Annotated in this window: 10 protein-coding genes; 7 read left to right on the top strand and 3 right to left on the bottom strand. The window is 32.0% G+C overall.

Features of this window, described 5'->3' with window-relative positions; genetic code table 11:
* Window positions 1–36 precede the first annotated feature (36 nt).
* The 5 genes from ACOSP6_RS14955 (at window position 37) to ACOSP6_RS14935 (ending at window position 4067) form a co-directional block, all read left to right on the top strand.
* A complete protein-coding gene (locus tag ACOSP6_RS14955) occupies window positions 37–1065 on the top strand; it encodes a DHH family phosphoesterase (protein ID WP_422093916.1) in 1029 nt (342 codons plus the stop codon).
* A complete protein-coding gene (gldI, locus tag ACOSP6_RS14950) occupies window positions 1055–1600 on the top strand; it encodes a gliding motility-associated peptidyl-prolyl isomerase GldI (protein ID WP_422093917.1) in 546 nt (181 codons plus the stop codon). Before ACOSP6_RS14955 ends, gldI begins: the two co-directional genes overlap by 11 nt.
* The gene (locus ACOSP6_RS14945; protein ID WP_422093918.1) at window positions 1587–2378 is read left to right on the top strand and encodes an FKBP-type peptidyl-prolyl cis-trans isomerase; all 792 of its coding nucleotides are present in this window, start codon (window positions 1587–1589) and stop codon (window positions 2376–2378) included. The genes gldI and ACOSP6_RS14945 overlap by 14 nt, the downstream gene beginning before the upstream one ends.
* A 68-nt stretch (window positions 2379–2446) precedes the next feature.
* Window positions 2447–3490: a peptidylprolyl isomerase gene (locus ACOSP6_RS14940; protein WP_422093919.1), complete on the top strand. Its 1044-nt coding sequence runs from the start codon at window positions 2447–2449 to the stop codon at window positions 3488–3490.
* Window positions 3480–4067 (top strand): phosphatase PAP2 family protein, encoded by a 588-nt coding sequence (locus ACOSP6_RS14935; RefSeq protein WP_422093920.1) that lies wholly within the window; start codon window positions 3480–3482, stop codon window positions 4065–4067. Before ACOSP6_RS14940 ends, ACOSP6_RS14935 begins: the two co-directional genes overlap by 11 nt.
* Here the strand turns inward: ACOSP6_RS14935 and ACOSP6_RS14930 are convergent.
* The 3 genes from ACOSP6_RS14930 to ACOSP6_RS14920 all read right to left on the bottom strand — a co-directional run bounded on the left by ACOSP6_RS14930 (window position 4059) and on the right by ACOSP6_RS14920 (window position 10042).
* The gene (locus ACOSP6_RS14930; protein ID WP_422093921.1) at window positions 4059–5708 is read right to left on the bottom strand and encodes an ArnT family glycosyltransferase; all 1650 of its coding nucleotides are present in this window, start codon (window positions 5706–5708) and stop codon (window positions 4059–4061) included. The genes ACOSP6_RS14935 and ACOSP6_RS14930 overlap by 9 nt on opposite strands.
* Window positions 5698–7356 carry an ArnT family glycosyltransferase gene (locus ACOSP6_RS14925; RefSeq protein WP_422093922.1) on the bottom strand — a complete coding sequence of 553 codons (1659 nt, stop codon included), beginning with the start codon at window positions 7354–7356 and terminating at the stop codon, window positions 5698–5700. Before ACOSP6_RS14925 ends, ACOSP6_RS14930 begins: the two co-directional genes overlap by 11 nt.
* 121 nt (window positions 7357–7477) lie before the next feature.
* Window positions 7478–10042 carry an ATP-dependent Clp protease ATP-binding subunit gene (locus tag ACOSP6_RS14920; RefSeq protein WP_422093923.1) on the bottom strand — a complete coding sequence of 855 codons (2565 nt, stop codon included), beginning with the start codon at window positions 10040–10042 and terminating at the stop codon, window positions 7478–7480.
* Window positions 10043–10342: 300 nt separating this feature from the next.
* On the opposite strand from ACOSP6_RS14920, the gene gyrA reads away from it, so the two are divergent.
* Both gyrA and ACOSP6_RS14910 read left to right on the top strand, forming a co-directional pair.
* A complete protein-coding gene (gene gyrA / locus ACOSP6_RS14915) occupies window positions 10343–12829 on the top strand; it encodes a DNA gyrase subunit A (RefSeq protein WP_422093924.1) in 2487 nt (828 codons plus the stop codon).
* A 33-nt stretch (window positions 12830–12862) separates the two neighbouring features.
* Window positions 12863–14107, top strand: a complete 1245-nt coding sequence (locus ACOSP6_RS14910) for a tetratricopeptide repeat protein (protein ID WP_422093925.1) — start codon at window positions 12863–12865, stop codon at window positions 14105–14107.
* Window positions 14108–14158: the final 51 nt, after the last annotated feature.

Below are 14158 nucleotides of genomic sequence, written 5' to 3'. Positions count from 1 at the left end.
TAGTCAAAAGAATATTAAATTGTATATTCGCCCTTTATGATTTTAAAGAACTTTGAAGCGCTTAAAGCGTATTTAGAAATACCTAGAAATATTGTAATCATCGGTCATAAAAACCCCGATGGTGATGCTGTAGGATCAACTCTTGGATTAAAACATTATTTAGATTTTAAAGGTCATAAAGCCCAAGTTTTAATGCCAAATGAATTTCCTGATTTTTTGCATTGGATTCCTGGAGTTGAAACCGTATATCGTTTCGATCGACAAAATAATCAGAGTGTGAAAGCGTTGAAAAAATCCGACATTATTTTCTTGTTAGATTTCAATGCTTTGCATAGAGTAGGAGATGATATGCAAAATACGTTGGAGAAGTACGAAAATGATTTTGCATTGATTGATCATCATCAGCAACCAGATGATTTTGAATACATGTATTCTGACACAGAAATATGTTCAACTTGTCAAATGGTATATAATTTTATAGAAATGATGGGAGATGTAGATTTGATAGATAAAAACATTGCTACTTGTTTGTATACAGGAATAATGACAGATACCGGTTCTTTCAGGTTTAAATCAACAACAAGTAGAACTCATAGGATTATTGCGGATTTAATTGACAAAGGAGCGGAAAATGATAGGATTCACAGTAAAGTTTACGACGCAAATACGTTTAGTAGATTACAACTTCTTGGTCAATCTCTGAGTAATTTACAGGTTTTACCAGATTATAAAACTGCTTTTATAACACTTTCTCAGGAAGAGAAGAATAAATTCAATTATGAGAAAGGGGATACCGAGGGAGTTGTGAATTACGCGTTGTCTTTAAAAGGAATTGTATTTGCTGCCATTTTTATTGAGGATATAGAGCAAGGGATTGTAAAGATTTCGTTTAGATCAAAAGGAAGTTTCTCAGTTAATAAATTTGCACGTGCTCATTTTAATGGAGGAGGACATGACAATGCAGCTGGTGGAAGATCAACAACTTCATTAGACGAAACCGTAGCGGAATTTAAATCGTTATTATCAAACTATAAAGAAGACATACTAGTATCTTATGAAGAGTAGTTTTTTAATTTTTACAATTGTTTTATTGAGTTTTGTAGGTTGTAAAGAGTTAGAGGCGAGAAGACCAAAAGAACATTCTACAAAAAACTTCTATGAAGAAGTGGTCGCTGAGAACAAAAAACTAAACGCATTAGAAACGAGAGCAATTCAATCACTTTTAAAGAAGGATACACTTACTAATTATATATCCTCTGCAAATGGTTTTTGGTATAGCTATATTAAGAAAGATACGTTAACTTCTCAAACTCCTGTTAAAGGAGATGAAGTTACTTTAAATTATAATATCACAACAATTAACGATAATACAATTTACGATTATCAAACAAGAAAGTATAAAATAGATCAGGAAGATTTCGTTCCAGGACTGCGAGAGGGAATAAAGTTGATGAAAAAAGGAGAAACTATTACATTTGTCATTCCTTCTTACAGAGCGTATGGAGTTACTGGAGACGGAAATAAAATTGGAATGAATCAAACATTAAAGAGTATAGTAACATTAATAGAAATTAAAAAACCGAATAATGAAATTAAATAAGTTTTTAGCAATTACGGCTTTAGGATTAGCAGTAGTATCATGTGGTAAACAAATGGAAACTAAAAAAAGTTTAGAAACTGAATTAGATTCTGTTAGTTATGCATTAGGATTAAATGTAGGAGCAAGAATGCGAGCAAGTGAAAATGCAAAAGAAATTAATCCAGACCTATATGTGCAAGGTTTTTATAATGGAGCTGATTCTACGAATCTTTTGATGAAGCCTGAGGATGCTATGTTAATTATTAGAGCTTATTCTCAGAAAAAGCAAATGGAAGATATGGAAAGAAGGCAAAAAGAAATGAAAGATAAAACTGAGAAAGAATATGGTGATTACAAGAAAGAAAATGAGGCTTTTTTAGTTGAGAATAAAACAAAAAACGGAGTTATTACAACAGAAAGTGGACTTCAATACATGGTTTTAAAAGAAGGTAACGGATCTTCTCCTAAGCTTGCAGATTATGTGAAGGTACATTACACTGGTACTACCATAGATGGTAAAGTTTTCGATAGCTCTGTAGAAAGAAAAGAACCATCTGAATTTGGAGTTACTCAAGTAATTAAAGGTTGGACAGAAGGTTTACAGTTAATGAAAGAAGGAGCTAAATATAAATTTTTCATCCCTCAAGAGTTGGCGTACGGATTTCAAGGTAGATTACCTCAAATCAAGCCTTTTTCTACGTTGGTTTTTGAAGTAGAATTATTAGAAGTAAAGTCTGCTGTAAAACCAGCTGCTGATGGTCATACAGATCATACTGGAGATGATCATAAAGATCATTAATAAAAAATAATGTAATTTAAAAGCATCAACAAGTGTTGATGCTTTTTGTTTCTTTTTAAATCATATTTATGAAAATTGTTAAATTAATTATTGCTTTTTCGCTTTTAATAGTGTCTTGTAAAACTGTTAAATACCCTGATTTAGCTGAAGGTTTGTATGCTGATATACAAACTAATAAAGGAGATATATTGATTAAGTTACATTCGGATATTGTTCCGATGACGGTTGCTAATTTTGTTTCTCTAGCGGAAGGAAATAATCCTAAAATGGTAGATTCAATGAAAGGAAAGCCTTTTTACGAAGGAGTGAAATTTCATAGAGTAATAAAGGATTTTATGATTCAAGGAGGTCAGCCAAAAGGTGGTGGTCGAGTTGGATATACCTTCGATGACGAGTTTCCACTAAACGAAAAAGGTCAGTTAATTTACAAGCATGATTCAGCGGGTGTTTTATCAATGGCAAATGCAGGACCTGCTACCAATTCTTCACAGTTTTTTATTACTCACAAAGCAACTCCTTGGTTAGATGGAAAGCATTCCGTTTTCGGAAAGGTAACTTACGGACAAAATGTTGTTGATACAATTGTTCAAAATGATGTAATTAATAAAGTAGAGATTATTAGAGTCGGTGAGTCAGCAAAAGAATTCAATGCACCAAATGTTTTTTTACAAGAACTTGAAAATGCAGAAGAACGTCGCAAAGAACGTAAAAGAAAAATAGCTATTGCAAAAGAAAAGATTCGAAAAGAAATGGATTATTATAGCTCTAAAGTTACGAGTTCTGGTTTACACTTTTTACAACTTCAAAAAGGTACAGGTAAAAAGGTGAATCCTGATTTACCAACAACTGTGCATTATACTTTATATGATGATTTAGGAAATAAAATAGCTTCTAGTTTAGATCAGAAAACACCATTTACTTTTACAATTAATGATGCTAATTACCCATTAATTGCTGGATGGAAAGAAGGAGCTTCTATGATGTATGAAGGTGAAAAAGCTCGATTGTTTATTCCAAGTTATTTAGGTTATGGAGAGGTTGGTCGTTTACCAGTGATTAAACCAAATACCGATTTAATTTTTGAAATAGAAATATTAAAAGTTGGAAAATAGTTTTTTAGATATTATTAAAACAAAAGATGCCGAATTATTAATTTTTCTGAATAATTTAGGTAACGAGAAGTGGGATTCATTTTGGCTTACAATTACGAATCAATTCAATTGGATTCCACTTTTTGTTATAATCTTAGTTTTAATTTATGTGAGATTCGGATTAAGGAAAACGATTTTTTCTTTATTATTTATTGTGGTTTTAGTTGCTTTCTCCGATCAGTTTACAAACCTCATAAAAAATACAACTGAGAGGTTGCGTCCTTGCAATACTGCTTGGTTGCAAGAGTACTTAAGACAATTTTCGTATAAACCAAGAGGTTATAGTTTTTGGTCGGGTCATGCTTCTTTGTCAACCACGTTCACAGTTTTCATTATCTTTTTGTTGAGAAGTAGATTTAAGTTTATTTACTTATTGTTCTTATTTCCTTTAATTTTCGGATATAGCAGAGTTTATTTAGGTGTTCATTATCCTGGAGATATTTCAGTTGGTTATCTCTCAGGGATACTTTTTGGAACTTTATTCTATAAACTTTACTGTATACTTTTCGAAAAAATCTTTAAAGAAAAACTAGTTTAGTTTAATAAGGTATTTTTTACTCAGAGTTTTTTCTCTTGTTTTAGGACTCAAAAATTTCCCTTTTAGTTTAGTGATTCTATAGTAATCAAATTCTTTTATTATCGAGAACGATATGTTTTTCTCAGAGAATAGAGTCAAATCTTTTTTGGTAGCGAAGAAGTTCATATTCATTTTGTTTTGACTATTTGAAAGATCTTCAATGCTTATTCTATTTATAGGTTTGTTACAATAAAATTCAAAACCGAAGTTATAACTATTGTTTTTGAGTAGATTAATATCTTTAAAATCATTTTTGTTAATATACTTTGCCGCATGAACTCCTCCTTGATATTTAAATAAAGTAGGGTAGAAGTGAGAAAGCATAAATCCGTACAAGAAGCAGAAAGAAATCGCAGATAAATATAAAATTCGTTTTATCTTTTCTTGTTTGGTCTTAAATACTAAGTAAATAGCGCTTCCGCATAAAAGTAAAATAAGTAGAATCCAATAATTAAATTCAGGTTTCATGACAATGCTCAGTGCTATTATGGCTAATACTGAAATTGTTATTAAAAAATACTGAGTTATGGTGTATGTTTTTACAAGATGCTGATATTTATTTTTTAGTTTAACAATAAAATCAGCAGTTATAATTGCCATAAAAGGAAATACAATATTTGTGTAGTGCGCTAGTTGAAATTTGCTTAATGAAAAGACTAGGACTGTAGCTAATGTTCCAAATAGTGTATAAAACTCCTCATTCTTGTTAACTATTTTTATATTCCTTTTAACTTTCAAAAATGTTGCTATATAGAATAAAATCGACCAAGGTAAAAATGCCCATAAAATTGTATGAACAAAAAAGAATGGATCTCCATGTCCTTTTATTGGGCCGGTATTGAAAAACCTACCAAATTGACTGTCCCATAAAAAGAATTTAATTCCAGACACCTCTGTTTTTCCAAACACAATCTTTTCGGGATGCATATCAAATTGAACGTATAAAGTATAGAGCTCTGGAATAATGAAGATTATAATAAATACCAATGCAACCAACCACATCGGATTTAAAATTTCTTTCCATTGTTTTGTGATTATGAAATGTCCACCTAAAGCAGCTACAAGAGGGATCATTGCGAAAATACCTTTTGTCATTATTGCGAATGCACAGAACAAACTTGCAACAAGTAAGTCTTGCCATCTTTTTTGTTGAATGTATTTATAAAACCAGTATAAACTAGCCATAATAAAACCAGTTAAATATGGTTCTGCTCTTACATCAAAATTAGAAATAACACTATGTAATGAAGTTGCTAAAATAATAGCAGCAATTAGAGCGGTTTCTTTATTGTAACTTTTTTTGGTGAACTTATAAGTTGCCCAAACTCCTAAAAAGAAAATTAAGACGCCAGGAAGCTTGTATGCAAAATTCGAAACTCCAAAAATTTTAAATGAAATTGCTGTTAACCAGAATGGTAAATGAGGTTTGTCTAACCAATCTTCTCCTAATGAATACAAATTAATGAAATCATTATTCAAATGCATTTCCTTAGCAATGGAACCATATAATGCGGCATCTGGAGGCATCATGTCTAAAGGAAAGCCTAAGATTGTAACACATATAATTAAAAGACTTAAAACTAGGAAAGGTTTATTTCTCATTTTTAAATTGGATCTGTTTAACAGGGCTCAGACGAGTATAACTAACTTCTAAATTTGAGGTTCCTATAATTTGAATTTTATTTGGTGTAAATGTATTGTTGAAATGAGGTAAATCGAATTCAAGAGTGTTATTTTTCAACTCAGCAGGAAAAACTCTTTTATCTTTTCCGAATCTTAGAGCAACGGCTAGTTTTAGCGATTTAATTGTGTTTTTTTGTGACTCCTGAATTTCTAGTTTAATGGTATTTTTTTGTGACTCCTTAATTTCTAAATCATCAGAAAAATCAACATTTAACTTACTGTTTTTGTAGAATGAATTATTGATATGTTTTAAATAAATTTTCCCAGTATTTTTCTTCAGTAAGGAGTCGCTTGGAAATTTTCGTTTATTGATACCTACTAAAACGGCATTTGAAATTGTAAATTCTTCGTTGAAATCATACAGATCATATTGGTTTTTTCTACTGTCCCAAGAGTTTAATTGATGAGGTCTTTCTCCTGCATAAAACCAATATATCGAGGTGTTTTGATAAGAATTGTAAAAAAGTGGAGATTTATCCTTTAATTTTTCTTTAAGTGTTAGAGTCCATTTTTTATTACCATGCATTTCAAATTGCTTTGGTAAAATTCCATCATTTGCCATGGCGAATCTCAAAAAGGTTGTCACGACTAAAGTTATTATTGCTAGGACCTTAAAAAGTTTGATATCTTCTGTGTTAGCTACCAAATAGTTAAAAGGAATTATTATCAGTGGAATTGATATTGGAACGATCCATTGAGCTTGTGCGTGTGTTTTAAAAGTACTAATAAAGAAAAAGGAAATAAAACCGATAACTATAAAATTTAAAGCTTTTTGAAAGAGGTCTTTGTTTTTTAAATTTTTAAAAAAAGCTTTATATATTATAGGGAAAGTAAAACCAAATATTACTATAGTATTTATAAAATGCATATAAGTATCTCTAAATCTATATACTGTGTTTTCTTTTCTTTCAAACAAGTGATATTTGACAGAAGGGAAATCGTTTTCAAACTGCCAAATCAAATGAGGGGAAAATAGTGCAATAGTAAGTAATGCAGTGAGCCAAATTTTGCCATCTTTTAAAACCTTCAAATTTGATAATAGTGCAAAAGCAATGACTAATACAGATTGATATTTGCTATATAACATACAAGCCATAGAAAAGGCAAGTATCAGATAACTTAGTGTTGATTTTTCAGTTAAATATTTCTTATACCCTAATAGAAACAATGCTGTAAAAAACATCAAAGGTGTGTCTGGAACTGTTATGAATCCATAGACATTAAATAGTGATGTCGTAAGAGCAAGTAAAACGAAAAGCCATTTGTATTCATTTTTCTTTGGGTTTTCAATCAAATTCCAAACGATAAAAAAATTTAGAGGTAAGGTTATACTTGAAAAAAAGCGGACACTAAGCTCGCTTGCAGCAAAGAAAAATTTAGAAATAGATATCCAAATTGCCACCATAGGAGGATGGTCAAAATATCCCCAGTCAAGTTTGTTACTATAAGTCCAGTAGTAGGCTTCATCCGAGATTAATTCTGTAGTAAATCCTTGAATTAGGTTAACTAAAAAAAGAAATATTCCAAAGAATAGAAAAAAGTAACGAGAATGTTGTGTTAATTTCATTATCGCAAAGCTATGAAATAACAAGAAATATAAGGTGTAATTTTTTAATTAGAGTAAAACGGCTAATAAATAGGGTTTAATAAAAAAAAGCCGAGTTATCAACTCGGCTTTTTATGTTTAATTATTCTTCATCAAACTCTGTTCGTGTTTCTGTTGGTTTTTCACCTTTCTCGATTTTTATGGTAAGCTGTCTAGATTCATCATCCAAATCCATAAAAATAGAATCGCCTTCATCGAGTTTTGCATTAACTATTTCCTCGGCTAATGCGTCTTCAATATATTTTTGGATAGCTCTCTTTAGAGGTCTTGCACCGTATTGTTTGTCAAAACCTTTATCAGCGATATAATCTTTAGCTTTCTCAGTAAGATTTAAGTGATATCCTAAATCTGCAATTCTATCCAATAATTTCTTTAATTCAATATCAATAATCTTGTGGATGTCTTCTCTTTCTAAAGAATTGAAAATAATAACATCATCAATACGATTTAAAAATTCAGGAGCAAAAGATTTTTTTAATGCACTTTCTATAATTCCACGAGCATTTGCGTCTTCCTGTTCTTTTTTAGATTGTGTTCCAAATCCAACTCCGCCACCAAAATCTTTTAGTTTTCTAACCCCAATGTTAGAAGTCATAATGATTATGGTATTTCTGAAATCAATTTTTCTTCCCAAACTATCAGTTATATGTCCATCATCTAAAATCTGCAACAGCATATTGAATACATCAGGATGTGCTTTTTCAATTTCGTCTAATAGTACAACTGAGTATGGTTTACGACGAACTTTTTCAGTTAATTGTCCACCTTCTTCATAACCTACATATCCCGGAGGCGCACCAATCAATCTAGAAATTGCAAATTTCTCCATGTACTCACTCATGTCAATTCTGATTAAAGATTCATCAGAATCAAATAATTCTCTGGCTAAAACTTTTGCCAATTGAGTTTTACCAACTCCAGTAGATCCTAAGAAAATAAACGATCCAATAGGTTTGTTAGGGTCTTTTAAACCAACTCTATTTCGCTGTATTGCCTTAACAACTTTTGATACGGCTTCATCTTGACCAATAACTTTTCCTTGAATTAAACTTGGTAATTCTGCTAGCCTATGGCTTTCAGCTTCCGCAACTCTGTTTACAGGAATTCCCGTCATCATAGAAACCACTTCTGCAACATTATCTTCAGTTACAGTTTCTCTATGTAATTTAGAGTCTTCTTCCCATTGATTTTGAGCTGAATCTAAAGCAGCTTCTAAGTTTTTTTCGTCATCACGAAGCTTTGCTGCCTCTTCATATTTTTGTCCGCTTACAGCCTTTGTTTTGCGTTCTCTAATTTCTTCTAATTTCGATTCTAATTCTAAAATTTGTTGCGGAACGACAATATTTGTGATGTGAATACGAGAACCGGCTTCATCTAAAGCATCAATTGCTTTGTCTGGAAGAAAACGATCGGTCATATATCTGTTTGTAAGTTTCACACAAGCCTCAATAGCTTCGTCTGTAAACTCTACATTATGATGCTCTTCATATTTTCCTTTGATATTATGAAGAATTTGAGTTGTTTCCTCAACAGTAGTTGGGTCAACCATTACTTTTTGAAAACGACGCTCTAAAGCACCATCTTTTTCTATGTTTGTTCTATACTCGTCCAAGGTAGTCGCTCCAATACATTGAATTTCTCCTCTTGCTAAAGCAGGTTTAAGCATATTTGAAGCGTCTAAAGATCCTGTAGCTCCACCAGCACCAACAATTGTATGAATTTCATCAATAAAAAGAATAATATCATCATTCTTTTCTAGCTCATTCATCAAGGCCTTCATTCTTTCTTCAAACTGACCTCTGTATTTTGTTCCAGCTACTAAACTTGCTAAATCAAGTGAAATAATTCGCTTATCGAATAGTATTCTTGAAACTTTTCTGTTTACTATTCGTAAGGCTAATCCTTCTGCAATTGCCGACTTACCAACTCCAGGCTCACCGATCAACATTGGGTTATTCTTCTTTCTACGACTTAGTATTTGAGAAACACGTTCTATTTCTTTAAGTCGACCAACAACAGGGTCTAGTTTACCGTTCTCGGCAAGTGCTGTCAAATCTCTACCAAAATTGTCTAAAACCGGAGTTTTAGATTTTTTATTTGTTTTACTTCTTTGAGAGGATTGCTGCTGTCCATAAGGTCCAGATTTTTCCTCTGCAAATTCATCGTCTTGATTTTCAGCTATGGGATTGATTGGTAAGCTACCATCATCAATATTCAGCTCTTTATATAACGCCTTAGCTTGATCATAATCTACATCGTACTTTTGTAAAAGTTTCGTTGTTGGATCATTCTCGTTTCTCAAAATGCACAAAAGTAAGTGCGCAGTATCAATGGCATCGCTTTGGTATAACTTAGCCTCTAAGAACGTGGTTTTAATAGCTTTTTCAGCCTGACGAGTCAAATGCAAATTTTTCTTTTGATTAGCTTCAATCAAAGATTCAGTAGGATTTAATTTTTCTAATTTATTTCTAACTAAATCTAAATCTATATCAAAAGTGGTTAAAATCTCAATTGCTTTTCCGTCTCCTTTTCTTATTAAACCAAGTAGGAGATGTTCTGTACCAATGAAGTCATGCCCTAGTCTTAAGGCTTCTTCTTTGCTAAAAGTTATAACATCTCTAACTCCTGGTGAAAAATTTTCGTCCATAAATAATTTCTTTGTTGTAAAGTTACTAAGAATTTTAATGAAAATTACAAAAACGATGCCAGTAAAACAATAAGACAAAAAGGCAGTTTAAGGTATAAGTAGAAAGATGTTAAAAAACCTTACGTAATTGTTGATAAATTAAGTGAAAATGAAACGTTAAAACTTGGGTGTTTGTTGTTAAAATGATATCTTGCACTGTTTGTAATAATAAATACAAGGATGTATTTTAAAAGGAGTGAATTTTAGTTGTAAAATTCACTTTTTTAACGAAAAGAGTATTAATGATTTAAATTGAGATATATGGCAGACGGGGAAAAGTTAATTCCAATTAATATCGAAGAACAAATGAAATCCGCTTACATTGATTATTCGATGTCAGTTATTGTTTCTAGAGCTTTACCAGATGTAAGAGATGGTTTAAAGCCTGTGCATAGAAGGGTTTTATATGGAATGCATGAATTAGGAATAAAATCTACAGGCGCATATAAAAAATCGGCAAGAGTAGTAGGAGAAGTGTTAGGTAAGTACCATCCACATGGGGATACTTCTGTTTATGACTCGATGGTGCGTATGGCACAAAACTGGAGTATGCGTTATATGATGATTGATGGACAAGGAAACTTTGGTTCTGTCGATGGAGATAGCCCCGCAGCAATGCGTTATACAGAGGTTAGAATGCAAAAGATATCAGAGGAAATGCTTTCTGATATTGAAAAAGATACAGTAGATCACAAGTTAAACTTTGATGATACGCTTCATGAGCCAACAGTACTTCCAACTCGAATTCCAAATTTATTGGTTAACGGAGCATCTGGTATCGCGGTTGGTATGGCTACTAATATGGCACCACACAATTTAACAGAAGTTGTTAATGGAACAATTGCATACATCGATAACAGAGATATTGAAATCGATGAATTAATGCAACATATTAAGGCACCAGATTTTCCAACTGGAGGTATAATATATGGGTATGATGGTGTAAGAGATGCTTTTCATACAGGTCGAGGTCGTATTGTTATGCGTGCGAAAGCGACTATTGAAGAAGTTAAAGGACGCGAGTGTATAATCGTTACAGAGATTCCTTATCAAGTTAACAAGGCAGACATGATTAAAAAGACTGCTGATTTGGTTAATGATAAAAAACTAGAAGGAATTGCAAGTATTCGTGATGAGTCTGACAGAAAAGGGATGCGAATTGTTTATGTTTTAAAACGAGATGCTATTCCTAATATTGTATTAAATAAATTATTCAAGTATACTCAATTACAAACCTCTTTTAGTGTAAACAATATTGCTTTGGTTAAGGGACGTCCTGAACAACTTAACTTAAAGCAGTTGATTCATTATTTTGTTGAACATAGACATGAAGTAGTTGTTCGAAGAACAGAATTTGAATTAAAGAAGGCTGAAGCTCGAGCACACATTCTTGAAGGTTTGATTATTGCTTCAGATAACATAGATGAAGTAATTGCAATTATTCGAGGTTCTGCAAATGCAGATGAAGCAAGAGAAAGCTTGATGAAACGTTTTGAGTTAACGGAAATTCAGGCAAAGGCGATTGTTGAAATGCGTTTGCGTCAGTTAACAGGACTAGAGCAAGACAAGTTAAGAGCGGAATATGATGAAATTGTAAAAACAATTGCAGATTTAAAAGATATTTTATCTAACGAGCCTAGAAGATACCAGATTATAAAAGACGAATTAGAGTTAGTTCGTGATAAATATGGTGATGAACGTCGCTCTGTTATAGAATACGCTGGAGGAGATATGCGTATTGAAGATATGATTCCTAACTCAAAAGTAGTTGTTACAATATCTCATGCAGGGTATGTGAAGAGAACGAACTTAGATGAGTACAAGGTTCAGAATAGAGGAGGTAGAGGTCAAAAAGGAGTTACAACTCGTAATGAAGATTTCTTAGAGCACTTATTTGTTGGAACAAATCATCAGCATATGTTGTTCTTCACTCAAAAAGGGAAAGTGTTTTGGATGAGAGTTTTTGAAATTCCTGAAGGAGGCAAAAATACTAAAGGTAGAGCAATTCAAAACCTTATTAATATTGAACAAGATGATAAGGTAAAAGCGTTTTTAGTTACGGATGATTTAAAAGATGAAGAGTACATCAATAATCATTATGTAATTATGGCTACTAAAAAAGGTAAAGTAAAGAAAACACCTTTAGAGCAGTATTCTAGACCAAGAGCCAATGGAATCAATGCAATTACTATTAAAGAAGATGACGAACTTTTAGAAGCTAAATTAACTACTGGAGATAGTCAAGTAATGCTAGCATTGCGTTCAGGGAAAGCTATTCGTTTTGAAGAGGAGAAAACTAGACCTATGGGTCGAACAGCTTCTGGTGTAAGAGGAATTACTTTGCAGCATGAAGATGATGAGGTTGTAGGAATGGTATCTGTTAACGATATGGATAGTAATATTTTGGTGGTTTCTGAAAAAGGATATGGAAAAAGATCTAAGCTAGAAGATTACCGCATTACCAACCGTGGAGGAAAAGGTGTGAAAACATTGAATATTTCAGAAAAAACAGGTAATTTGGTAGCCATAAAAAATGTGGATGATTCTAATGATTTAATGATTATAAATAAATCAGGAATTACCATAAGAATGGCAGTTGAAGACCTTCGAGTTATGGGTAGAGCAACACAAGGAGTGAAGCTAATCAATATTAAAAATAATGATAGTATTGCTGCGGTTGCGAAGGTAATGCATGAGGAAGACGAAGAAAATGGCACGGAAATTGAAAACGAAACTAGTGTAAATTAAGAATACATTATAAAATAACAAATATTAACTAAGATGAGAAAACAAGTTTTAGCGATTTCTTTAGGTTTATTAACATTAGGTTCTTTTGCTCAAAAGAAGGAGCTTAAATCTATTGAGAAGGCACTTAAAAATAATGATTTTACTGGAGCTTTAACAATCGTAAATTCATTAAATGAATCGATTGAGAGTGCAGATGATAAGTATAAGTCTAAATACTACTTTTTAAAAGGACAAGCTTTTGCAGGTAAGAAAGAATACCAAAAAGCTGCAGATGCGTTTAACCAATTGATGGATTTTGAAAAGAAAATTGGAAAAGAGCGTTACTCGGCAGAAGCAAGACCTAGACTAGATAAATTAATCCAATCAGTTTCTGAAAAAGCAATTGGTCTTTATAATAATGATAAGAATTATAAAGATGCTTCAAAGTACTTTTATTTAACTTACAAGTTAAGTCCAAGAGACACTGCGTTTGCTTACAACGCGGCAGTAAGTGCTACTCAAGCTAAAGATTATGACGCTGCAATTGATTATTACAAAGAGTTAATTCAAATTGGATACACAGGTAAAGAGGTTCAGTATTTTGCAGTGAACAAGTCTACTGGTAAAGAAGAGAATTTAGGTAGTAAGACACAAAGAGATTTAATGGTAAAATCTGGAAAGTATTCTAATCCTTCGGAAAAAACTACTGAAGGTAGAACTGCTTCTATTATGAAGAATTTTGCTTTAATCTTAAAAGAGCAAGGGAAAACGGACGAGGCTATCAAAGCAATTTCTGAAGCAAGAAAAGCAAATAAGAATGATTTAAACTTAATCTTAAACGAAGCACAGTTATATATTGAGTTAGGTAAGATGGATAAGTTTGGTGATTTAATGGCAGAAGCTGTTGCTTTAGACCCTAATAACCCTACTTTATATTACAACTTAGGAGTTGTAAACTTCAATCAAGGAAGAGCTGAAGAAGCTGCTAAATATTACAAAAAAGCAATTGAGCTTAAACCTGATTATTCTGATGCATACATGAACTTATCAGTTGTAATTTTAGATAAGGAGAAAGCGATTGTTGAAGAGATGAACAAGAACTTATCGAACTTTAAGAAGTATGACGAGTTAGCTCTTAAACAAAAAGAGGTATATAAAGAGGCTTTACCTTATTTAGAGAAAGCTGATAACCTGAATAGAACTATTGATACTGTTAAGTCTTTAATGAGTATTTATGAAGTTCTAGAGATGGAAGGAAAAGCTAAAGAGTTTAGAGATTTATACAAATCAATGAAATAAATTTCTAGTATATATAAATAAAAAAGACGCTTTTTAAAGCGTCTTTTTTAT

It is taken from the genome of Tenacibaculum sp. MEBiC06402 (genome assembly GCF_049239625.1).
Taxonomy (GTDB): Bacteria; Bacteroidota; Bacteroidia; order Flavobacteriales; family Flavobacteriaceae; genus Polaribacter.
Note: the sequence above shows the minus strand (reverse complement) of the source record. Positions and strands in the feature narration are given on the sequence as shown.

Bases quoted from the DNA above. Each gene is read 5' to 3' on its own strand.
- ACOSP6_RS14955 (WP_422093916.1), top strand. From the start codon at position 37: ATGATTTTAAAGAACTTTGAAGCGCTTAAAGCGTATTTAGAAATACCT.
- gldI (WP_422093917.1), top strand. From the start codon at position 1,055: ATGAAGAGTAGTTTTTTAATTTTTACAATTGTTTTATTGAGTTTTGTA.
- ACOSP6_RS14945 (WP_422093918.1), top strand. From the start codon at position 1,587: ATGAAATTAAATAAGTTTTTAGCAATTACGGCTTTAGGATTAGCAGTA.
- ACOSP6_RS14940 (WP_422093919.1), top strand. From the start codon at position 2,447: ATGAAAATTGTTAAATTAATTATTGCTTTTTCGCTTTTAATAGTGTCT.
- ACOSP6_RS14930 (WP_422093921.1), bottom strand. From the start codon at position 5,708: ATGAGAAATAAACCTTTCCTAGTTTTAAGTCTTTTAATTATATGTGTT.
- ACOSP6_RS14925 (WP_422093922.1), bottom strand. From the start codon at position 7,356: ATGAAATTAACACAACATTCTCGTTACTTTTTTCTATTCTTTGGAATA.
- ACOSP6_RS14920 (WP_422093923.1), bottom strand. From the start codon at position 10,042: ATGGACGAAAATTTTTCACCAGGAGTTAGAGATGTTATAACTTTTAGC.
- gyrA (WP_422093924.1), top strand. From the start codon at position 10,343: ATGGCAGACGGGGAAAAGTTAATTCCAATTAATATCGAAGAACAAATG.
- ACOSP6_RS14910 (WP_422093925.1), top strand. From the start codon at position 12,863: ATGAGAAAACAAGTTTTAGCGATTTCTTTAGGTTTATTAACATTAGGT.